2 protein-coding genes are annotated in these 24,942 nt (G+C 69.6%); both read left to right on the top strand.

The window, feature by feature from the left end:
• Positions 1-113: 113 nt before the first annotated feature.
• Positions 114-20,120, top strand: a complete 20,007-nt coding sequence (locus ABZ942_RS27610; protein WP_357386802.1) for a type I polyketide synthase — start codon at positions 114-116, stop codon at positions 20,118-20,120.
• Positions 20,120-24,940 (top strand): type I polyketide synthase, encoded by a 4,821-nt coding sequence (locus ABZ942_RS27615; protein ID WP_357386804.1) that lies wholly within the window; start codon positions 20,120-20,122, stop codon positions 24,938-24,940. Before ABZ942_RS27610 ends, ABZ942_RS27615 begins: the two co-directional genes overlap by 1 nt.
• Positions 24,941-24,942: the final 2 nt, after the last annotated feature.

The raw sequence follows: 24,942 nt of genomic DNA on the forward strand, positions 1-24,942 counted from the left end.
TTGTTAGGGGTTGGTTCTAGGGGGTACAGCGGGCTTATCTTGCGAATGCTCCGGTGTGCTGTAGCCGCGCCCGGCAAATACTCGTACCCGAAGAGCGTGAAAAGGGGCCTCCGTTGGCGGACGAAGCGAAGCTTGTCGAGTACCTCCGCCGGATGACGGCGGACCTGCGACAGGCGCATCGTCGGATTCATGATCTGGAAGCGAGCGAGCAGGAGCCCATCGCGATCGTCGGTATGTCCTGCCGCTACCCAGGTGGTGCGGACACCCCGGGGTTGCTGTGGGAGTTGGCAGCCCAAGGCCGGGATGCGGTGTCGGAGTTTCCGGCCGATCGCGGCTGGGATGTGGCGAACCTGTTCGATGCGGACTCCAACCGGGCAGGGACGTCGACGACCAAATACGGTGCGTTCCTGCACGATGCGGGCGAGTTCGACCCCGGGCTGTTCGGGATCTCGCCACGAGAGGCGCTGGCGATGGATCCGCAGCAGCGGTTGCTGCTCGAGCTGTCGTGGGAGGTGTTCGAGCGAGCAGGTTTGGACCCACAGTCGTTGCGCGGCAGCCGGACCGGTGTGTTCACCGGCCTGATGTACCACGATTACGCGTCGAGGACTGTGCTGCCCGACGAGCTCGAGGGGTATTTCGGAACTGCCGTCGCGGGCAGTGTGGCATCGGGGCGAGTGGCGTACACGTTCGGACTCGAAGGGCCTGCGGTAACTCTCGACACGGCATGCTCCTCGTCGCTGGTGGCAATGCATCTCGCGGTGCAATCGTTGCGGTCCGGCGAATGCACGATGGCCATCGCGGGCGGCGTCGCCGTCATGGCGACCCCGGCGGCGTTCACCACCATGTCCCGGCAAGGCGGCGGCGCCCCGGACGGCCGGTGCAAGTCATTCGCCGCCGCTGCCGACGGCACCGGATGGGGTGAAGGCGCTGGTCTGCTGCTGCTGGAGCGACTCTCGGACGCGCAGCGCAACGGACATCCGGTGCTTGCCGTGATCCGTGGCACGGCGGTGAACCAGGACGGGGCGTCCAACGGATTGACCGCGCCGAACGGTCCGGCCCAGCAACGGGTGATCCGCCAGGCGCTGGCGAACGCGGGGGTGACCGCTGCCGAGGTGGATGTGGTCGAGGCGCACGGTACGGGCACGGTGCTCGGCGACCCGATCGAGGTGCAGGCGCTGCAGGCCACCTACGGCCAGGACCGGCCCGCCGATCAGCCGTTGCTGCTCGGCTCGATCAAGTCGAACATCGCACACACGCAATCCGCGGCCGGAGTCGCGGGAGTGATCAAGATGGTCGAGGCGATGCGGCACGGGGTCGTGCCCGCGACGTTGCACGTCGACGAGTTGAGCCCGCAGGTGGATTGGTCCTCCGGCGCGGTCGAGGTCGTCACCGAGGCACGGCCATGGCCGCGAGTTGATCGATCGCGCCGGTCGGCGGTGTCGTCCTTCGGCGTTTCAGGGACCAACGCGCACGTGATCTTGGAGCAAGCTCCGCCGGTGTCCGAGGGAACCGAATCGGCCACCGAGCACCGGAATGTGGCGGATTCGCTCGACACGTCGCCGCAGGCGCTGGTGCTGTCGTCTCGGAGCGCGGCAGGATTGCGTGCGCAGGCGGTGCGGCTGTGTGAATACCTCGCGGACAGCCCGGACGTGGCGTTGGCCGATGTCGGCGCGGCGTTGGTGACCGCGCGTGCGGCACTCGAGCACCGCGGCGTGGTGGTGGCCGCCGATCGTGCCGAATTCGTCCGGGGGCTCGAAGCATTGGCCGCGGCGGAGTCGTCTGCGGGCGTGCTGGTCGGCGAGGTGCGCGACAGCCGTGTGGTGTTCGCCTTCCCTGGTCAGGGTGCGCAGTGGGTGGGTATGGGTCGTGAGTTGTTGGCGGTTGATGAGGTTTTCGCGGCTCGGATGCGTGAGTGTGCGGCGGTGATGGATCCGTTGACGGGGTGGTCGCTGCTGGAATGTGTGGCTGGGCAGCAGGGTTCGTTGGGTCGGGTGGATGTTGTTCAGCCGGTGTCGTTTGCGGTGATGGTGTCGTTGGCGGCGGTGTGGGAGTCGTTTGGTGTCACACCGGATGTGGTGGTTGGTCATTCGCAGGGTGAGATTGCTGCGGCGTGTGTTGCTGGTGCGTTGAGTCTGGCGGACGCGGTTCGTGTGGTGGTGTTGCGTAGTCGGGTGATCGCCGAGCGGTTGGCCGGTCATGGTGGCATGGTGTCGGTGGCGCTGCACGCCGACCAGGTGAATGAACTGATCGCCCGCTTCGAGCAGCGGGTGTCGATCGCCGCCGTGAACGGCCCTGCCGCCACGGCGATCTCGGGGGAGCGTGCCGCCCTCGACGAGATCGTCGCCGAGTGCGAGGACAACAACATCCGCGCGCGAACCATCGACGTCGACTACGCGTCGCATTCGGCGCAGGTGGATTCGGTCGCCGGCGCGCTGCTGGACGCGCTTGCCGCGATCGCGCCACGGCAGGCCCGAACCCCGCTGTACTCGACCGTGCGCGGCCGATTGGTCGACGGTGCGGAGCTGGACGCGGCATATTGGCTGGAGAACCTGCGCGAGCCGGTCCGATTTCTGCCTGCGATCGAGGCATTGCTGATCGAAGGCCACCGGACGTTCCTCGAAGTGAGTTCGCATCCGGTCCTGGTGCCTGCGATCGAGCAGGTGATAGACGCGAGCGAGACGCCCGCCGTCGCGCTCGGGACCTTGCGGCGCGACGAGGGCGGGCAGCGTCGGCTGCTCGAGTCGCTGGCGCAGGCGTGGGTGAACGGACTCGCCGTGGCGTGGCTGCCGAGATTCGACGGCCGGCCGGGTGCGCGAGTCGACCTGCCGACGTACGCATTCGCGCGGCGCCGGTTCTGGCTGGAGATGACGACCGGCGCCGGCGACGTCAGCTCGGCCGGTCTGCGCTCGGCCGAACACCCGATGCTCGGTGCCGCGGTGGTCCTCGCCGATTCCGGCGGACTGCTGCTCACCGGGCGTCTCTCGGTGGCGACCCACCCCTGGCTCGCCGACCACGCAGTGTCGAACACCATGCTGGTTCCCGGCACCGGATTGGTCGAAATAGCTTGGCGTGCAGGCGATCAGCTCGGTTGTGACCAGATCGAGGAGCTCACACTCGAGGCGCCGCTGATGCTGCCCCGGGATGGCGGCGTCGCGGTGCAGTTAGCGGTCGGTCCGGCGGATGCCTCGGGCCGTCGAGCACTGTCGGTCCACTCCCGGCCTCCGCAGGGGGATGACGAGTCGTGGGTCCGGAATGCGACGGGTGTGCTGTCGACCGCCGGCGCGCGTGCGGACCTGGAATTGACCGAATGGCCACCCTCGGGCGCTGTCCCGGCCGACATCTCGGACCTGTATGAGCGTTCGGCGGCAGCCGGGTTTGACTACGGTGCCGCTTTCCAAGGGGTACGCGCAGCGTGGCTGCGCGGTGACGAGGTGTTCGCTGAAGTCGTGCTGCCCGAGCACATCGCCGCCGATGCGGGAGGTTTCGGCGTGCATCCAGCGCTGCTCGACGCGGCATTGCACGCGTCGTCGCTGCTGCCGGGCTGGAACACCGCAACCGAGAGTAAGCTGCCGTTCTCGTGGCGGGCGGTGACGCTGCACGCGACGGGCGCCACCACTTTACGAGTGCGACTGGCTGTGCTCGGTGCTGACGCCGTGTCGGTGCTGGCCTGCGATGATGCCGGACGACCGGTAGTGACCGCCGACTCGCTCACAGTCCGCGCGATCGCCACCGGAGGTCTGTCCGCGCGGGGTCCCGCCGCGTCGCTGTACCGGCTCGGTTGGCACGCGGTCACCACGACGTCGGCGCTGAGCCGCCCGGTTATCCTCGGCGTCGATTCGGCGATCGAAGGCTGTCTCGCGTTCACCGGCCTTGCGGCGCTGGCGGCAGCGCTGGATGACGGCTTCGAACTACCCGATGCGATCCTCGCGCCGTTGCCCGCTGCCGTGGGTGACGAGGATGCCGATCATGTTCATCGAACGGTCCACGACGCGCTGGCACTGGTGCAGTCATGGATCTCCGATGATCGGTACGCCGGCGCGCGGCTGATCGTCATTACTCGCGGTGCCGTTGCGGTCACCGCCGACGAAGCCCCCGATGATCTCACACACGCCGCCGCGTGGGGCTTGCTGCGATCGGCGCAGTCGGAGCATCCCGACCGGATCGGGCTGCTGGATATCGACGGAGCTCCGGCCACCGGGGTCGCCGTGGCGCGGGACGCGATGGAGCACGCGCAGGCAGCGGTGCGGCGTGGCCAGCTGCTGGTGCCCCGGCTGGACCGCGTGGTCGACGAGAAGTCTTCGGCCGAAACGGATTTCGGAACCGGCACGGTGCTGATTACCGGAGCGGGCGGCACGCTCGGCGGCTTGGTCGCCCGCCATCTCGTCCGCGCGCACGGAGTTCGGCGGGTGCTGCTGGCGAGTCGCAGCGGCGTGGTCGGCGACTTGCCCGCCGAACTGATCGAGCTCGGCGCGCAGGTGTCGGCGGTGGCATGCGATATCGCCGACCGTACGGCGGTGGCCGCCATGGTGGCCGCTATCCCGGCCGAATATCCGTTGACGGCAGTGGTGCACGCGGCGGGCGTGCTCGACGATGGCATCGTTACCGCGCTCACCCCCGACCGGATCGACGCGGTGCTGCGGCCGAAGGTGGACGCTGCCCTGGTGCTGCACGAGGCGACGCGGGGGCTGCCGCTGTCGGCATTCGTGTTGTTCTCCTCCGCGGCCGGTGTGCTCGGTAGCCCCGGCCAGGCCAATTACGCTGCGGCGAATGCATTCTTGGACGCCCTGGCGCAACGGCGGCGTGCTGCCGGGCTGCCCGCGTCCTCGCTGGCATGGGGCATGTGGGCGCCGCCGAGCGGCATGACCGGCCGACTGTCGGAGGCCGATCGGGAACGTGGTGAGCGCGGCGGCGTGGTCCCGCTCTCGGTCACCGACGGGCTGGAACTGTTCGACCGCGCGGTCGCGAGCGCCGACGCCGCAGTTGTCCCGATCGGTCTCGACCTGCCGAGGTTGCGCGCCCGCGCGGCCGGATCAGGCTGGGTACCACCGGTTTTGCGTGGTTTGATCGGTGCGCTCGCACGCCGCAGTGCGGCCGCGACGGGCGACGCGTCCGCTGGACGGCTGGCGGCTCTGCCCGAGCCGGAGCGCGCGAAAGCGTTGCTCGACATTGTGCGTGCCCAGGTCGCGGTTGTGCTCGGCTACACCTCCGCGCAGGCGTTGGAGCCACGGCGCACGTTCGTGGAGTTGGGTTTCGACTCGCTGACCGCGATCGAACTGCGTAACCGTCTCAACGCCGCGACCGGGCTGCGGCTGCCCGCGACGCTGGTCTTCGACTATCCCAATACCGAAACGTTGGTCGCGCACCTACAGGCCGAGCTGTCCGGCGTCGACACCGGTGCCGCACCGCTTCCGGCGACGCCGACGGCAGATGACGACCCGATTGTGATCGTCGCGGTCGCCTGCCGTTATCCGGGCGGTATCGCCGATGCAGACGGGCTCTGGCGCGTCGTCGCCGAGGGTGTCGACACGATCTCCGATTTCCCCACCGACCGCGGCTGGGACCTCGAGGCACTTTACCACCCTGACCCTGATCAACCGGGCACATGTTACGTCCGTGAGGGCGGATTCCTTTATGAGGCAGCGGATTTCGACGCCGACGCGTTCGGGATCGCACCACGGGAAGCGCTCGCGATGGACCCGCAGCAACGGCTGCTGCTGGAGACCTCCTGGGAGTTGTTCGAACGGGCGGGCATCGACCCGTTGTCGTTGCGGGGCAGCCGGACCGGCGTCTTCGCCGGGGTGATGTACCACGACTATGCCGTCGCTCTCGCCGGTGCCGCCGACGACCTCGTCGGTTACGTCGGCATGGGCAGTTCCGGGGCGGTGGCCTCTGGCCGCATCTCCTATACCTTCGGGCTGGAAGGGCCTGCGGTGACGATCGATACGGCCTGCTCGTCGTCACTGGTGGCGTTGCACCTTGCGGCGCAGGCGCTGCGCAGCGGAGATTGCTCGCTGGCCGTGGCCGGTGGTGTCGCGATCATGTCGACGCCGGGATCGTTCGTCGAATTCAGTAAGCAGCGCGGCCTGGCACCGGATGGTCGCTGCAAATCGTTTGCGGCCGCAGCCGACGGCGCGAGCTGGTCCGAAGGCGTGGGACTCGTTCTGGTGGAACGACTCTCGGACGCGCGCCGCAACGGACACCCGGTGCTTGCGGTCGTCCGTGGCTCCGCGATCAATCAGGACGGCGCGTCGAACGGTCTCACCGCGCCCAACGGCCCCGCGCAACAGCGAGTCATTCGCCAGGCTCTGCACAACGCCCGGTTGACCACCGCCGATATCGACGTCGTCGAGGCACACGGCACCGGCACCGTCCTCGGCGACCCGATCGAAGCACAGGCCCTGATCGCCACCTACGGGCGCGACCGGGACCCCGCGCGCCCACTGCTGCTCGGTTCGATCAAATCGAACATCGGCCACACGCAGGCCGCCGCGGGCATGGCAGGCATCATCAAGATGATCGAGGCGATGCGCCACGGAGTAGTGCCGAAGACACTGCACGTCGATGCCCCGAGCCCGCATATCGACTGGTCGGCGGGGGTGGCGCGGCTGACCGTCGAAGCCGAGCAGTGGCCGGAGACCGGGCGAGTGCGCAGGGCGGGAGTGTCGGCGTTTTCGGTGACCGGTACCAACGCCCACGTCATCCTCGAACAGCCGCAGCACGTCGAGCCGCCGGTCGAATCGGCCGGACCCACCGCGCCGGTGCTGCCGTTCGTAGTGTCGGGCCGGACGCCGGCGGCATTATCGGAGCAGGCCGCGCGGTTGGCCGATTTCCTCGGCGCGACAGAGGATATTGCGCTCGCGGAGCTCGCGTGGTCGCTGGTGCGTGGACGGGCGGCGCTGGATCACCGCGCGGTAGTGCTGGCCGGTGCCGTCGACGATCTGATCAGCGGGCTCGCTGCCGTCACGACGGGCGAGCCGGGAGTCACCGGCAGCCGGGTGACCGGACAGGTCGCGTTTGTGTTCCCTGGTCAGGGTGCGCAGTGGGTGGGTATGGGTCGTGAGTTGTTGGCGGTTGATGAGGTTTTCGCGGCTCGGATGCGTGAGTGTGCGGCGGTGATGGATCCGTTGACGGGTTGGTCGCTGCTGGAATGTGTGGCTGGGCAGCAGGGTTCGTTGGGTCGGGTGGATGTTGTTCAGCCGGTGTCGTTTGCGGTGATGGTGTCGTTGGCGGCGGTGTGGGAGTCGTTTGGTGTCACACCGGATGTGGTGGTTGGTCATTCGCAGGGTGAGATTGCTGCGGCGTGTGTTGCTGGTGCGTTGAGTCTGGCGGACGCGGTTCGTGTGGTGGTGTTGCGTAGTCGGGTGATCGCCGAGCGGTTGGCCGGTCATGGTGGCATGGTGTCGGTGGCGTTGCCGCTGGAGCGTGTCGAGGCATTGATCGCTCGGTTCGGTGCGCGGGTGTCCATTGCTGCGTTGAATGGTCCTGCGAGTGTGGTGGTTTCGGGTGAGGTCGCGGCGTTGGATGAGTTGCTGGCCGATTGTGCGGCGGCGCAGGTGCGGGCGCGGCGTATCGATGTCGATTACGCGTCGCATTCGGCGCAGGTCGATGATGTGGCGGCGGAATTGCTCGAGGTGCTGACGGGCGTCAGCCCGCGGCGTGGCCGGGTTCCGCTGTATTCGACAGTGCGGGGCGCACTGCTGGACGGCTCCGAACTCGACGCAGAGTACTGGGTCGAGAACCTGCGCCGGCCGGTGCGATTCGCGTCGGCGATCGAGACGTTGCTCGCGGGGGACTTCCGGAAGCTGCTCGAGGTGGGTCCGCATCCGGTCCTGATCCCGGCGATGGAGCAGAGTATCGATCGCAGCGGGGTCGCCGCGGTGGCGGTGGGCACATTGCGTCGCGACGACGGTGGCCGCGCTGGGTTGCTGGCCGCGCTCGCACAGGCTTGGGCACACGGCGTTCCGGTCGATTGGACCGGGACGCTGCCGAACGAGGTGGGGCAGCACGCCAACCTGCCGACCTATGCGTTCCAACGCACTCGGTTCTGGCCTGAGCCCTCGACGGAGACCGGATACTCCCTGTTCGCCACGCGACCGGGGGCGAGCGGGTCGCCGACTTCGGCGCACGACGCCATCTTCCGTGTCGATTGGATCGTCGCAGACCTTCCCGCGGCCACCGGCGACCCGGTCCAGTGGGCGAGTATCGGTGCTACGCCAGACCTTCCGGCCCGTCGATACGACGACCGGTCGGCGCTCTACGCCGCGCTCGAGGCCGGCGAACCGGCGCCCGACCTGATCGTGCTGCCGTACCTTCCTGACGACTCGCACGCCGACGTGCCGTCGGCGGCCCGCGCGGCCACGGCCCGCGCGCTCGACGATCTGCAGTCCTTGCTGGCCGACGACCGACTCGCCACCACGAGGCTCGCCTTCCTGACACGCGGTGCGGGCAGTGATGTCGAAGCGGTCGATCTCGTCAACGCACCGATCTGGGGTCTGGTCCGTGCGGCGCGGGCCGAGCATCCGGACCGGTTGCTGCTGATCGACATCGATCAGCAGCCCGGCTCGGTTTTGGTGGCCGCGCTCGCGCAGACCGACGAGCCGGAGTTGTCGCTGCACGGCGGCGAAATCCGGGTGCCGAGACTGACGCGCGCCGAGGTGCGTGCGGACGCGGAAACCACCTGGAGCTCGCACGGCAGCGTGCTGGTCACCGGCGCGACCGGCGCGCTCGGCACGGTGATCGCCCGGCACCTGGTGGCCGAACGCGGTGTCCGCCACCTGATTCTGGTGAGTCGCGGCGGCGTCCCCAACGATGTGGTGGCCCAGCTGGCCGAGCTCGGTGCCGAAGTGACCGCGGCGCGCTGCGATGTCACCGACCGGACCGCGTTGGCCGCGCTCATCGAGAGCGTGCCTGCCGAGCACCCGCTCGTCGCGGTCGTGCACACCGCGGGAGTGCTCGACGACGGTGTGCTGTCCGCGTTGACGCCGCAGCGGTTGGACACCGTCCTGCGCCCGAAGGTCGATGCCGCGTTCCATCTGCACGAACTCACCGCCGCGCTCGACCTCGAGGCCTTCGTGCTGTTCTCCTCGGCCGCAGGCACTTTCGGCGGTGCGGGGCAGGGGAACTACGCCGCCGCGAACGCATTCCTGAACGCGCTCGCCCGGTGGCGGCGCGCGCGCGGCCTGCCCGCGTCGGCGCTGGGCTGGGGCCACTGGGCGGGCGGCGGTATGGCGGCGGCCCTCGACGAAACGAGCGCCCGCCGCCTGCGGCGGGCCGGTGTACTGCCGATCTCGGCGGCTCTCGGCACGACCCTGTTCGACCTGACCACGAATGCGGACGACGCGGTATTGCTGCCGGTGCGGATCGATCTCGCGGCACTGCGGTCGCAGAGCCCGCCGCCGCTGCTGCGGTCCCTCGTTGACGCCGAGTCACCGGACGCCGCAACCGGTTTCGCGGCTGTGCTCGCGGGGGCGACGTCCGAGGAGCAGCGCCGCTTGGTCGTGGACCTGGTCCGCGCCCAGGTCGCGGCCGTGCTCGGTCACGACGGCGCCGCCGCGATCGATCCGGGTCGCCCGTTCGCCGAGCTCGGGTTCGACTCGCTCACGGCCGTCGAACTGCGCAATCGGCTCGGCTCGGCGACCGAGCTGCGGCTGCCGTCCACGCTGGTGTTCGATCATCCGACACCGATCGTGCTCGCCGAGTTCCTGCTGGACACCGTGCTCGATCGCATCGAAACGATCGCGCCGTCGCGGCTCGCCGCGGGGCCGGTCGATGAGCCGATCGCCATCGTGGCGATGAGCTGTCGTTTCCCCGGTGGCGTGCGGTCCCCGGAAGACCTGTGGGAGCTGCTGGTTTCGGGCCGCGACGTCATCGGCGAGTTCCCGGTCGACCGTGGCTGGGACATCGAGGCGCTGTACGACCCGACCGGGGTCCGGCCGAACACCAGCTACACCAACGAGGGAGGATTCCTCGATGATGCGGCCGATTTCGATCCGGCCATGTTCGGCATCTCGCCGCGCGAGGCGATCGCGATGGATCCGCAGCAGCGACTGTTGCTGGAGACCGCGTGGGAGTCGTTCGAGCGCGCGGGCATCGATCCGTCCTCGCTGCGCGGCAGCAGGACCGGGGTCTTCGCGGGCACGATGTACACCGGTTACGCCGACTTGTTCCCGGCAGGATCGGACGAGCTGTCGGCGCACGTGGGTGCGGGTTCGGCCCCGAGCATGGCCTCGGGTCGGGTGGCCTACACGTTCGGGCTGGAAGGTCCGGCCGTGACCGTGGACACCGCGTGCTCGTCGGCACTGGTTGCGCTGCATCTGGCGGCGCAGGCGTTGCGCAACAACGAATGCTCGCTTGCGCTTGCGGGTGCTGCGGCGGTGCTGTCCACTCCGGCATCGTTCATCGGGTTCAGCAGGCTGAAGGGACTGGCGCCCGACGGCCGATGCAAGGCCTTCGCGGCGAGCGCGGACGGCACCGGCTGGTCCGAAGGCGTCGGACTGCTACTGCTGGAACGGCTTTCGGACGCGCAGCGCAACGGTCATCCCGTGCTTGCGCTGGTGCGCGGGACGGCGGTGAACTCCGACGGTGCGTCCAACGGGCTGACCGCGCCGAACGGGCCGTCGCAGCAGCGCGTCATCCAACAGGCGCTGGCGAACGCCGGTCTGTCCGCCGCGGAGGTGGACGCCGTCGAGGCACACGGCACCGGAACCACCCTCGGCGATCCGATCGAAGCCCAAGCGTTGCAGGCCACCTACGGCCGAGACCGTTCGTATCCGTTGTCGCTCGGCTCGATCAAGTCGAATATCGGGCATACCCAGGCCGCTGCGGGCGTCGCGGGCATCATCAAGATGGTCCAGGCGATGCGCCACGCGATACTGCCCGCGACCTTGCACGTGGACGAGCCGACGCCACACGTCGACTGGTCCTCGGGTGCGGTGGAATTGGTGACCGAGACGCGCCAGTGGCCGGAGCACGGCCACCCGCGCCGAGCCGGAGTGTCGTCGTTCGGATTCAGCGGAACCAACGCACACGTCGTGTTGGAGCAGGGGCCGCAGCCGCAACCGTCGGCAACGGCGAACCTGCCGATGACGCCGATGCTGTTGTCGGGCAAGACCACCGAAGCGCTGCGGGCCCAGGCCCGGCAGCTGCTGGCCAGGGTCGAGGACGATCCGGGGTTACCGCTCGCCGATATGGCGTGGTCGTTGGTCACCGGTAGGGCGGCGCTCGAGCATCGCGCGGTGGTTCTCGGGCGCGACCGCGACGAGCTGGTCGAGGGGCTGCGCCGCGCCACGACTGCCGAGACCACCGCCATCGTGCCGGAAGGCCGTCTGGCCGTGCTGTTTTCGGGCCAAGGGGCGCAGCGCGTCGGGATGGGGCGGGAGCTGTACGGAGCGTTCCCGGTGTTCGCCGCCGCCTTCGACGAGGTGTGTGGCTGCGTGGATCCGTGGTTGGGGCTGTCGCTGCGCGAGCTGGTATTCGACGGTGCCATCGAGGTGCTCGATCGGACCGAGTTCGCGCAACCCGCATTGTTCGCGGTGGAGTTCGCGCTGTTTCGGTTGGTCGAATCGTGCGGTGTGGCACCGGATTTCGTGATGGGGCATTCGGTGGGTGAGATCACCGCCGCGTGTGTCGCCGGCGTGCTGAGTGTCGCGGACGCGGCACGGTTGGTCGTGGTGCGCGGGCGCCTGATGCAGGCGCTGCCTGCGGGTGGGGTGATGGTGGCGGTGCGCGCCACCGAGGCCGAGGTGGCACCGTTGCTGGCCGGCGATGTCGGGATCGCGGCCGTGAACGGCGTTGCGTCGGTGGTCGTCTCGGGCGCGGCGGCGGCGGTCGAGACGGTGGCGGCGCATTTCCGGGATTCGGGTCGTAAGACGTCGCGGTTGCGGGTATCGCACGCGTTCCATTCGCCGTTGATGGAGCCGATGCTCGACGAGTTCGCGGCGGTGTGTGCCGAACTCGACTTCGGTCGACCGCGACTCGGCCTGGTGTCGAACGTGACCGGTGGCGTGGTGTCGGAAGAGGTTGCCACGCCGGACTATTGGGTTCGGCATGCGCGTGACGCGGTCCGCTTCGCCGACGGCATCGACGCGGTGCTGCGGGCCGGGGTGACCGGCCTGCTGGAGCTGGGGCCGGATGCGACGCTCACCGCCCTCGTTACAGAGGCAGCGGTCGACGGCGTTGCTGCCGTGGCCGCATTGCGCAAGGACGGCTCAGAACTCGACGCGGTGTTCGCCGCGCTGGCCCGCCTGCATGCGCATGGTCTGTCCGTGGCGTGGACCGAGCTGTTCCCCGTGGGCTATCGCGCGCAGATCGATCTGCCGACCTATCCGTTCCAGCATCGTCGCTACTGGCCGCCGCAGGCGCCGCTATCCACGGCCGGAGCGTTCGCGGACAGCCATCCGCTGCTGGGCACGACCATCGCGCTCGCCGAGCCGGACACCCTGGTGATGACCGGCAAGTGGACCCGGAACACCCAGGCCTGGCTGGTCGACCACCAGGTCTCCGGCGCTGTTGTCGTACCGGGAACGGTCTTGGTCGAGTTGGCGCTGGCGGGTGGTGCCCGCATCGGTTGTCCGCAGGTAGCCGAGCTGACCGTGGCGGCACCGATGCTGGTTCCGGAAATCGGTGGCGTCGAGGTGCAAATGGTGATCGACCCGCCGGATGCCGCCGGCGGTCGCGCGGTGAGCATCTACTCGCGCCGGGACAGCGATGCGCCCTGGGTCCGCCATGCCTCGGGTTTGCTGACCGTCGACACTGAGCAAGGCGCTCCCGACAGCGAGACGTGGCCGCCCACGGCGGCGAGCGTCCTTTCGGTGGACGAATTGTACGCGCGGTTCGCGGCGAACGGGATCGACTTCGGTTCGGCTTTCCGTGCGGTCCGGGCCGCGTGGTCGCGGGCGGGCGAGGTGTTCGCCGAGGTTGAAATCGATAGCGAATTGCACGACACCGCAGGACGTTTCGGGCTGCACCCGGTGCTGTTCGACGCGGCTCTGCAAGGGGTGGCCGCGACAGCTACCGGACCCGGCGTCGAGGGCACCTGGTTGCCCTTCGCCTGGACCGGAGTGTCGTTGTTCGCCACCGGCGCGACGAGGCTGCGGGTGCGAATCACCCCGTCCGGTACCGGCACTCTGGCCATAGCCGCACATGATCCGGCGGGGCAGCCGGTGTTCCGAGTCGGCACACTCGCCCTGCGCCCTGTTGCCGGTGCGCAATTGCGTGGCGGAGTAGGGGATTCGCTGTTCGGCGTCGAATGGTCCCGCTCGGCCGTGCCGGTGGCGCACCTTGCGCGCAATGCCGACCTGTCGGTGCTGTCGGGTGATCTCGACGCAGGGGCCGCCGCACCGGCCGGCTTCGCCGTCGAATTCCCTGCTACCCCAGTGGATGCCGATCTCTACACCGCGATTCGAACGGCAACGCACCGCGCGTTGGCATTGCTCCAGCACTGGCTGGCCGATGAACGACTGATCGACTCCGAGCTGGTGGTGGTGACCAGCGGAGCGGTCGTCGTCGGCGCCGAGCGGGACATTGATCCGGCCGCGGCCGCGGTGTGGGGCCTGGTGCGCTCGGCGCAGGCCGAGCACCCGGGCCGGTTCCGGCTCGTCGACAGCGTCGATGACCGCATTGCCGTGCCCGAAGCCGACGAGCCACAGGTCGCAGTGCGCGCCGGTGTCGTCTACCTGCCGCGGTTGGTGCGGGTTGCCGCGCCCGCCGTCGCCCCGCTCGGCCTCGATCCCGAGGCAACGGTGCTGATCACCGGCGGTACTGGCGGACTCGGCTCGGCCGTTGCCAGACATCTGGCCCGCGAGCACGGTGTCGGTCATCTCGTGCTGCTCAGCAGGCGTGGACCGGCAGCGCCCGGTGCGGCCGAGCTCACGGAGGAACTGGCCGCGCTCGGCGCCACCGTGCGAATCCTCGCCTGCGACGCTGCCGACCGCGTCGCGCTGGCCGCGGTGCTGGCATCGATACCGCAGGCGCATCCGCTGACCGCCGTCGTGCACACCGCGGGTGTCGTCGACGACGGCGTGATCACCGCACTGACGCCGCAGCGGTTGGATACCGTGTTCGGGCCGAAGGTGGCCGCCGCGGTCAACCTGCACGAGCTGACCCTCGATCTCGAGCTCGCCGCGTTCGTGCTGTTCTCCTCGGCGGCAGGCCTGGTCGGTAATGCCGGTCAAGGCAACTACGCGGCCGCCAACGCGGCCCTGGACGCGCTCGCTCAGCACCGCTATGGCCTTGGCGCGGTGGCGAAGTCGCTCGCCTGGGGGCTGTGGGACGGCGGTATGGGCACGCGCCTCGGCGACTCGGCGAAGGACCGGCACGCCAGGTCCGGTGTGTCCGCGTTGACCGATGCCGAAGGTTTGGCGCTGTTCGATACGACCCTCGCGCTCGACGAGGTCGTGCTCATGCCTGCTCGGCTCGATCTGCCCGCGCTGCGGGCCCAGGCCGCGGTGCCCGCGCTGCTGCGGGGCCTGGTGCCAACGGTCATGCGCCGAGTGGCCGCTGCCGCGGGCGCCGAGCTGCCTGCGCTCACCGCCGGTCTGGCCGGCCGGTCGCCCGAGGAGCGGCTCGACACACTGCTCGACCTGATTCGTGAGCAGGCCGCCGCGGTACTCGGTCATCCGAACGCACAGTCGATCGACCGCACCGCTGCCTTCGCCGACCTCGGCTTCGACTCGCTGATTTCGGTGGAGTTCCGCAACCGGCTCGGCGCGGCAACCGGCCTGCGCCTCCCGGCGACCTTGGTGTTCGACTATCCGGCGGTCCCTGTACTGGCCCGTTACCTGCGCGACGAACTGTCCGACGGGATGTTGAACGGCGATGTGCGCGACGCGGTTTCGATCATGCAGGCCGCCGCGCTGGATGATCCGATCGCGATCGTGGGCATGGCCTGCCGGTATCCCGGCGGTGTCGGCTCGCCCGAGCAACTGTGGCAACTGGTCGTCGAGGGCACGGATGCGGTCGGGTCGTTCCCGGCCGACCGTGGGTGGCGGATCGACCAGAGCCTCGGCCCGGTCCGGCACGGCGGATTCCTCTACGACGTAGCCGATTTCGATGCGGGCTTCTTCGGTATCGGGCCGCGCGAGGCCTTGGCGATGGACCCGCAGCAGCGGCTGCTGCTCGAAACCACCTGGGAGACATTCGAAAGCGCCGGGATCGATCCAGTGACGCTGCGCGGCAGTCGCACCGGAGTGTTCACCGGCGTGATGTACCACGACTACACGGCGCTGGTGCAGGGCGACGAGGAACTCGCCGGGTACCTCGCCACCGGCGGCTCGGCCAGCGTGGCCTCCGGCCGGATCGCCTACACCTTCGGTCTCGAGGGGCCCGCGGTCACCGTGGACACCGCCTGCTCGTCGTCGCTGGTCGCGCTGCATCTGGCTGCACAGGCGCTGCGCTCGGGCGAGTGCACGATGGCGCTGGCCGGCGGGGTGACCGTGATGGCGATGCCCGGCCCGTTCGCCGAATTCGCGCGACAGGGCGGACTCGCGGCCGACGGCCGGTGCAAGGCGTTCGGGGCGGACGCCGACGGCACCGGCTGGGCCGAAGGCGTCGGAGTGCTGCTCGTCGAGCGGCTCGCCGACGCGCGGCGCAACGGTCATCCGGTGCTGGCCTTGGTCCGCGGTTCGGCGACCAACCAGGACGGCGCGTCCAACGGGTTGACCGCGCCGAACGGACCCGCCCAGCAGCGCGTCATCCGGCAAGCGCTCGCCAACGCCGGATTGTCCACGGCCGATGTCGATCTCGTCGAAGCACACGGCACTGGTACCTCGCTGGGCGATCCCATCGAGGCACAGGCGCTGCTGGCCACGTACGGTAACGGCCGTCCGGCGGACCGGCCGGTGCGGCTCGGTTCGCTGAAATCGAACATCGGCCACACCCAGGCGGCGGCCGGTGTCGGCGGCATCATAAAGATGGTGCAGGCGATGCGGCACGGCATCATGCCGCGCACACTGCACGCGGACGAACCGACGCCCCATGTCGATTGGTCGGCGGGATCGGTTGAGTTGCTGACCGAGGCCCAGGCATGGCCCGAATCAGATCGACCGCGCCGGGCGGCGGTGTCGTCGTTCGGCTTCAGCGGGACCAACGCGCACGTCATCCTGGAGCAGGCGATCGAGACGCACTCGGTCCACCCCGCGCCCGGAGCGCCGCAGACCGTCGCACTGCCGATCTCGGCTCGGTCGCCGGAAGCGTTACTCGCCCAAGCGGATCGGCTGCTGTCGCTGGTGACCAGTGCTGCCGATGTCGATCTGGCCGATCTTGCCGGTGCATTGGCGACGACCAGGGCCGCGCACGATTACCGAGCCGTCGTCCTCGGCGACGATCGGACCGAAATCGTCTCTGGCCTGGTGGATCTGGCGTCGGGTAGTGCGTCGCCGAGCCTCGTTCGCGGCACGGGACGAGCTCGCGACGGCAAGACCGTCTTCGTGTTTCCCGGCCAAGGATCGCAGTGGCTGGGCATGGGGCAGGAGTTGCTGGAACACTCGCCGGTGTTCGCCGCCCGCATGGCGGAATGCGCCGCGGCGCTGGATGCGCTGTCGGGGTGGTCGCTGCTCGATGTGGTCCGCGGCGTCGAGGGCGCTCCGCCACTCGAGCGCACCGACGTTCTGCAGCCGGTCTGGTTCGCGATGCTCGTCTCGCTGGCCGAGGTATGGCGCGAGCACGGTGTGCGACCCGACGCGGTCGTCGGACACTCACAGGGCGAACTGGCTGCCGCCTGTGTGTCGGGTGCGCTGAGTCTCGCGGACGCCGCGCGGGTCGCGGTGCTGCGCAGCAAGCTGATCGCGGATCGGCTGTCGGGCCGCAGTGGCATGGTGTCGGTCGAGCTTTCGGTCGACGCGACCCGCGGTCTGCTCGAATCGCTCGAATCCGGCCTGGAGATCGGCGGCTTGAACGGCCCCGAGCTGACCTCGGTGTCCGGCGCTCCGGCCGGCCTGGAGCAGCTGATCCGAGCCTGCGCGGAGCAGGGGATCCGCACCCGCCGGATCGGGATCGACTACGCGTCGCATTCGGCGCACGTCGAACCGCTCGAGGCCGAACTGGCCGACCTGCTGGCCGGACTTGCACCGCGGCCGACCACCGTCCCGATGTTCTCCACGGTGACCGGCGCGGTGCTCGACGGCGTCGAGCTCGGTGCCGGCTACTGGTACCGAAACCTCAGGCAGACAGTGCTGTTCGAACCTGCGCTACGGGCATTGGCCGCTGCCGAGTTCCGGTTCTTTGTCGAGGTCAGCCCGCACCCGTTGCTGCTGGCGGGCATCGGCCAGCTCGACGCGGACCTGGTCGCGGTCGGCACATTGCGGCGCGGCGACGGCGGCCTGCGCAGGCTGTTGACCTCGCTCGCCGAACTTCAGGTGCGCGGGTGTGCGGTCGACTGGCGTTCGACATTGCCCGCGACGATCCGGCCGATATCGTTGCCGACCTACGCCTTCCAACACCGCAGGTATTGGCCACAGGGCAGGGTGCGGCTCGCCGACGCATCGGATCACGGCGTCACCGCGACCAGCCATCCGGTGTTGTCCGCGGCGGTGACGCTGCCGAATTCCGGTGCGCTGCTGTTCACCGGCCGTCTGTCGGTCGACGATCAGCCGTGGCTCGCCGACCACCGGGTGGGCGGGCTGGTGCTGGTGCCCGGGGCGGCCTTCGTCGAGCTCGTGGTTCGGGCCGCGGATCAGCTCGGTTGTCCTCGACTCGGCGAACTGACCCTCGAGGCGCCGCTGCTACTGGCCGGCGCGGTCCAGCTCCGGGTGTCGGTCGGTGAGCCCGACGAGGCCGGTCGCCGGGTGGTGACCGTGTACTCGCGGCCCGAGGAGTCTCTCGGCGACGAGGCGTGGACGCTGCACGTCACGGCGTCGGCCCGGCCCGACGCGGACGAGCCCGCCTTCGAGCTCGCGCAATGGCCGCCGGTCGACGCGACCGCGATGGATGTGGCCGAGCTGTATCAGAACCTGGCGATGGCGGGCCTGGAGTACGGCCCGGCGTTCCGTGGCCTGCGCGCGGCGTGGCGGCGTGGTGACGAGATCTTCGCCGAGGTCGCACTGGCCGAGGATCTCGCGACCGACACGTTCATCCTGCATCCTGCGCTGTTGGATGCCGCGCTGCACGGCGCCGCTTTCGCCGCGGTGTCGACGCAGGCCGATCAGGCCTACGTTCCGTTCGCCTGGCGGGAGGTGTCGCTGCATGCGGCACGTGCGCGGGCCGTGCGAGTGCGGATCAGCCGGACCGACGATGGATTCGCGGTGCAGCTGGCGGATTCCGCCGGTGTCCCGGTGGCGACTGTCGGCAGCGTGACTGTGCGTCCTATCAGCACGGAGCGGCTCACCCCGCGGGTCGCGCCGATCGACTCGATGTATCGCATGGATTGGACCGAGCCGGTCCCGCCCCGTGCGGTGGATCGGGTCGAAGCCTGGCTGCTGCTCGGCGACGATCGCGATCCGGTGGCCGCCGCACTGCGCCGAGACGGTGCCGAAGTACGTTGTGTGGCAGAGCTTCCCGATATCGAAGCGGCCCCGGAAACAGTGCTGGTGCCGATTGCCGATGCGGCTGATCCGGTGGCGCATACCCACGAAACCGTTGGCAGGATCACCGAAGTCGTGCGGCACTGGCTTGCCGACGCCCGGTTCGAGCGGTCGCGGCTGGCCGTGCTCACCCGGGTGGGCAGCCTCACCGGTGCCGCCGTACGGGGCTTCGTGCGCTCCGCGCAGGCCGAACATCCGGGCCGCTTCGTCCTGGTGGATCTGGACGAGGTCTCCGGCGAGTCGGTGTCGGCGGCGCTGGCCGCCGGACGGTCGGAGGTCCGCGGCCGTAACGGTGTGCTGACCATGCCGCGGCTGGTCCCGGCCATCGTCGGCGAGCGGTCCGACTTCGCTTGGGACACAACCGGTACGGTGCTCGTCACCGGTGCGCTGGGGGCGTTGGGTACTGAGGTGGCCCGCCATCTGGTCACCGCTCACGGGGTGCGACGGTTGCTGCTGACCAGCAGGCAGGGCGCCGCCGCGCGCGGAGCGGCGGAGCTGCTGGCCGAACTGACCGAGCTCGGCGCGGAGGTCCGGATCGTCGCGTGCGATCTGGCCGACCGAGCGTCGGTTCGAGACCTGCTCGACGGCGAGACACTGACCGGTGTCGTGCATGCGGCGGGCGTGCTGGACGACGGCGTCGTGACGGCGATGACACCGGAACGGGTGTCGATAGTGTTGCGCCCCAAGGTCGATGCCGCGTGGCACCTGCACGAGCTGACCGCGGGCATGCCGTTGACGGCATTCGTGCTGTTCTCCTCGGCCTCCGGCGTCTTCGAGACGCCGGGCCAGGCGAACTACGCCGCGGCCAATGCCTTCCTCGATGAGCTTGCCCAGCACCGAGTTTCCGCCGGACTACCCGCGCTGTCCTTGGCGTGGGGCCGATGGGACGCCGGAATGTGGCGGGCGGGCCACGGCGGCTCGGCGGACTCGCTGTCGGTCCCGGAGGGCCTGCGACTGTTCGACGCCGCCGCGACGGTCGATGCCGCGGTGCTCATGCCGATGCGGTTGCCCGTCTTCGACGGTCCGGTACCGCCGCTGCTGCGTGCGGTGGTGCGGGGTGCGGGCAGGCGAGTCGCGGCGGGCGACGGCGAGGGTTCAGTCTCGCTGACCCGCAGGCTTTCCCGAATGTCTTCCGAAAGACAGCGCGACGAGCTTGCTCAGCTGGTGCTGGCCGAAGTGGCTGCGGTACTGGGCCATTCGGGCTCCGATGCGGTCGAGACCGAGCTGTCGTTCCGCGATCTGGGGTTCGATTCGCTGGCCGCGGTGGATCTGCGTAACCGGCTCGCCGCGCGTACCGGTCTCACGCTGCCACCCACGCTCGTCTTCGATCACCCGAACGCGACGGCGCTCGCCGAGCAGCTGTTCCGGGAACTGGGGCTCGGGGCCGCGGACGCGAGCGCGGAACTCGCGGCGCACCTCGACCTGCTCGAGGAGTTGCTGCGGCAGCAGCAGAGCGCGGGCGTCGAGCATCCGAAGATCCGGCTGCGCCTGCGCGCACTGGCAACCGGTGCGGCCGACGAGGCAGGCGCGTCGCTCGCCGACCTCACCACCGCGAGCGACGACGAACTGTTCGACCTGCTCGACGACAACCTGGGGACAGTCTGATGGGGAACGCCATGGACGGCGACGAGAAACTCCGCGCCTACCTGCGGCGCGCCACCACCGAATTGCTGCAGACCAGACAGCTTCTCGCGGAGCTGGAAGCAGCGACGCAGGAGCCGATCGCGATCGTGGCGATGAGCTGCCGCTACCCCGGTGGCGTCGCATCGCCGGAACAGCTGTGGCAGTTGGTCGCCGAGGGCACCGACGCGATCTCGGCTTTCCCGCGTGATCGCGGCTGGCCGGTATTCGTCGACGATCAGGGCCATGGCGGCGGATTCATCGACGGCGCAGGCGATTTCGATCCCGCACTGTTCGGGATCTCGCCGCGCGAGGCGCTGGCCATGGACCCGCAGCAGCGGTTGCTGCTGGAATTGTCGTGGGAGGCCTTCGAACGGGCAGGCATCGATCCGCTGTCGGTACGTGGCAGCCGGACGGGCGTTTTCGCCGGTGTCATGTACCACGATTACGCTGCCGGGGCCCAGTCCGTCCCCGAGGAGGTCGCTGGATTCCTGGGGACGGGAACGTCGGGGAGCATTGTCTCCGGACGGGTGGCCTACGCGTTCGGGCTCGAAGGGCCCGCGGTGACCCTCGATACCGCCTGCTCGTCCGCGCTGGTGGGTCTGCATCTCGCGGTGCACGCGCTGCGGAGCCGGGAATGTGGGCTCGCGTTGGCGGCAGGCGTGACGGTGCTGGCCACGCCGACCGTATTCGCCGAGTTCGCCCGGCAGGATGGCATTTCCCGGCAGGCGCGCTGCCGGCCGTTCGCCGCGAGCGCCGACGGAACGGTATTCGGCGAGGGCGCCGGGATGCTGTTGCTGGAGCGGCTGTCCGACGCACAACGCAACGGCCACCCGGTACTCGCGGTGGTACGCGGCAGCGCCGTCAATCAGGATGGTGCGTCCAATGGTTTGACGGCGCCGAACGGTCCGTCGCAGCAGCGGGTCATCTGGCAGGCCCTGACCGCCGCGGGCCTGACCGCCGCCGAGGTGGATGTGGTGGAGGCGCACGGCACCGGGACGGTGCTGGGTGATCCGATTGAGGCGCAGGCGTTGCTGGCGACCTATGGTCAGGATCGGGATCGGCCGCTGCTGCTGGGGTCGATCAAGTCGAATATCGGTCATACGCAGGCTGCTGCGGGTGTGGCCGGTGTGATCAAGATGGTCGAGGCGTTGCGTCGCGGTGTGGTGCCTGCGACGTTGCATGTGGATTCGCCGACGCCGCAGGTGGATTGGTCCGCCGGTGCGGTGGAGCTGGCGACCGAGGCACGGCCGTGGCCGGAGGTCGGCCGGGTGCGTCGGGCGGCGGTGTCGTCGTTCGGGATCAGTGGCACCAACGCCCATGTGATCGTGGAGCAGGCTCCGGAGCACGCGGCCGCGGCCGTCGGGGTGTCGGGGGCGCCGCCGGTTTTGCCGTTCGTGGTGTCCGGTAGATCGGCGGCGGCCTTGCGGTCGCAGTGTGCACGGTTGTTGTCGTTCCTGGCTGATTCGCCGGAACCGGCACTCGCCGATATTTCGTGGTCGCTGGTGTCGTCGCGGGCGGCGCTGGAGCATCGAGCGGTGGTGCTGGCTCAGGATCGGGCCGAGTTGGCCGAGGGGCTGTCGCTGGTGGTCGACGGCGGTTCGGCGGCGCGAGTGGTCATCGGGCGGCAGCGAACGGGCAAGTTGGCCTTCGTGTTCGCCGGTCAAGGTGCCCAGCGAGTGGGGATGGGCCGGGAGTTGTACGAGGCGTTCCCCGTGTTCGCCGCGGCCTTCGACGAGGTGTGCGGGTACCTGGATCCGTTGCTGGGACGGTCGTTGCGCGACATCGTGTTCGGCGGCGATGCCGAGGTTTTGGCTCGGACGGAGTTCGCCCAGCCCGCGTTGCTCGCGGTGGAGCTGGCGTTGGTCCGGCTGTTCGAGTCCTTCGGTATGTCACCGGATTTCGTGATCGGTCATTCGGTGGGGGAGATTTCGGCCGCGTGTGTCGCCGGGATGTTGTCGGTCGCGGATGCGGCGCGGCTGGTGGTCGCGCGTGGTGGTTTGATGCAGGCGCTGCCGGATGGTGGGGCGATGGTGGCGATCCAGGCGACCGAAGACGAAGTGACGCCGCGTCTTTGCGAGTCGGCCGATCTGGCGGCGGTGAACGGTCCGCACGCGGTAGTGGTTTCCGGCAACCGGGCCGCGGTCGAACAGGTCGCGGAACACTTTGCGGGACTCGGCCGTAAGACGACGTGGCTGACGGTGTCGCACGCGTTTCATTCGGCGCTGATGGAGCCGATGCTGGACGAGTTCGCCACCGTGTGCGCGGGGATCGAGTTCGCCGAGCCGATGGTGGCGGTGGTGTCGAACCGGACGGGCGCGTTGGCGACGGCTGAGCAGTTCCGGTCACCGGGCTACTGGGTGGCGCATGCGCGGGAGACCGTGCGATTCGCGGACGGGATCGCGACATTGGTCGAGCACGGGGTGCACGGTTTCCTGGAGATCGGTCCGGACGCGACGTTGACCGGACCGGTGTGGTCCAACCTCGATGACGATCCGGATCGGGCATCGATCGTCGTGCCCGCACTGCGCGCCGACCGGGACGAAGCGGAGGCGGTACTGGCCGCGACCGCCGCATTGTTCGCGCACGGTCGCCGGGTGGATTGGTCGGCGTACCTCGGCACCGGTGTCCATGGTCGGATCGACTTGCCTACCTACGCTTTTCAACATCAGCGCTATTGGCTTGCCGCGGAAGCTGGTTCGGCCGCACTCGGCACCGCCGATCCGGTATCGGCCGCGTTCTGGCAGGACGTCGCGGCGGGTGATCTGACTTCGCTCGGCGAGCTGCTCGACATCGACATCGCCCACGCCGAAACAGCCGAATTCGTTGCCGCGCTGTCGGACTGGCGTGCCCGTGCCCTGCATGAGCACACGGTGGACTCGTGGCGCTACCGGGAGAGCTGGTCCCCCATCGACCTGTCCAGCCCCGCGCCGAACCAGGCGACCTGGCTGCTGCTCGCCCGCAGCGAGAGCGGTCGAGAACCGTTCGCTCCGATAGTGAACGCACTCGCCGCGAGCGGCGTGCGACTGGTGACGATCGACCTGCCCGATGGCATCGATCGAACCGCCTTGGCCGATCGGCTCCACACCTTGGCGGACGTCGAAGGTGCGCTGGCACTCGTTGCCGAGGACGACGCCGGGCGCCCGGAACGTGCTGCCGCGCTGGCGCTCACGATCGCCCAGGCGTGGATCGACGCGAACCTGGACGGGCGCCTGTGGCTCGGGACCCGCGCCGCGGTGTCTGTCACCGACACGGATCCACCGATTTCCCCGGAGCAGACACAGATTTGGGGACTGGGCCGTGTGCTGGCCCTCGAACAGCCCCGGACCTTCGGCGGTCTACTCGACTGCGGCGACCAGATCGGTGATCGGGCCGCCGCCATCGCCGCGGCGGTGTTGCGCGATTCGAGCGAAGACCAGCTTGCCGTCCGTGCGGACGCCGTGCTGGGGCGCCGGTTGGTCCGAGCGCCGCTGGCCGATACGCCGCGTGTTCGCGAATGGCGGCCACGGGGCACGGTGCTGATCACCGGCGGCACCGGCGAATTGGGTGCGCACGTGGCGCGGTGGGCCGCCGGTGCGGGCGCCGGCCACCTCGTGCTCACCAGCCGGCGCGGACCGGCGGCACCGGGCGCCGCGGAGCTCACCGCCGAACTTCGCGCGCTGGGCGCCGAGGTGACCGTTGCCGCGTGCGATGTGGCCGACCGCGATCAGCTCGTCGCGCTGCTCGCGGCCATCCCCGCCGACGCACCGTTGTCCGCGGTGGTGCACGCCGCCGGGGTCAACCACCGCGGGCCGGTGGCCGAGCTGACCGTAGCCGAGCTGGCCGCCGCCCAGACGGCGAAGGTGCTCGGCGCCGCGCACCTCGACGAGCTCACCGGGGATCTGGACGCATTCGTGCTCTTCTCCTCCGGCGCAGCCTCGTGGGGCAGCGCCGAGAACGCCGCGTACGCCGCGGGCAACGCTTACTTGGACGGACTGGCCGTGCGCCGCCGTGCCCAAGGCAGAACCGCCACGGCCATCGCCTGGGGCAGCTGGACCGGCGGGATGGCCGCCGAGGCGGGAGACCTGCTGGCGCGCCACGGAATTCGCGGCATGGCGGCGGACCCGGCGATGGTCGCCATGGTCGCCGCCGTCGAACGCGACGAGGTCTCGTCCACCGTCGCGGACCTGGATTGGCAACTGTTCACACCGGTGTTCACCGCGGTCCGGCCCAGCCCGCTGCTCGCCGAGATTCCCGAGGCGGCACGTGCGCTGCTCGAGGCCGCCGCCGACGATGTCGACACCGACTCGGTGCGCACGGCGTTGGCCACCGAGCTGGCCAGATACGCAGCGCCGGAACGAGAACGCCGACTGCTCGAACTGGTCCGCGGTGCGGTGGCGGCGATCCTCGGACACGGCGACCCGGCGGCGGTCGACCCCGACCGCAAGCTGCTCGACCTCGGCCTGGTCTCGCTCACGGCGGTGGAACTGCGTAACCGGCTCAGGGCGGTGACCGGCGTGGGTCTGCCGACGACAGTCGTCTTCGATCACCCCACCGCGCTCGCGCTGGCGCGATATCTGGCAGCGGAATTGATGAGCGATCCGGCGGCCGATACCGCTGCCGATCCGGCCGAGGCCGCCGTCCGGGAGGTGCTGCGCACCATCCCGCTGGACCGGCTGCGCCAGGCGGGACTGCTCGATCTGCTGCTGGATCTCGGCGACGGGGCGGTCGAGCTGTCCGGCATCGACGACGACAGCGACGCGATCTTGGCGATGGACACCGACGAGCTCGTGCGCATGGCCTTCGAGCGCAGCGAACTCGAGTGATG

The organism is Nocardia sp. NPDC046473, from assembly GCF_040645995.1.
Classification (GTDB): domain Bacteria; phylum Actinomycetota; class Actinomycetes; order Mycobacteriales; family Mycobacteriaceae; genus Nocardia.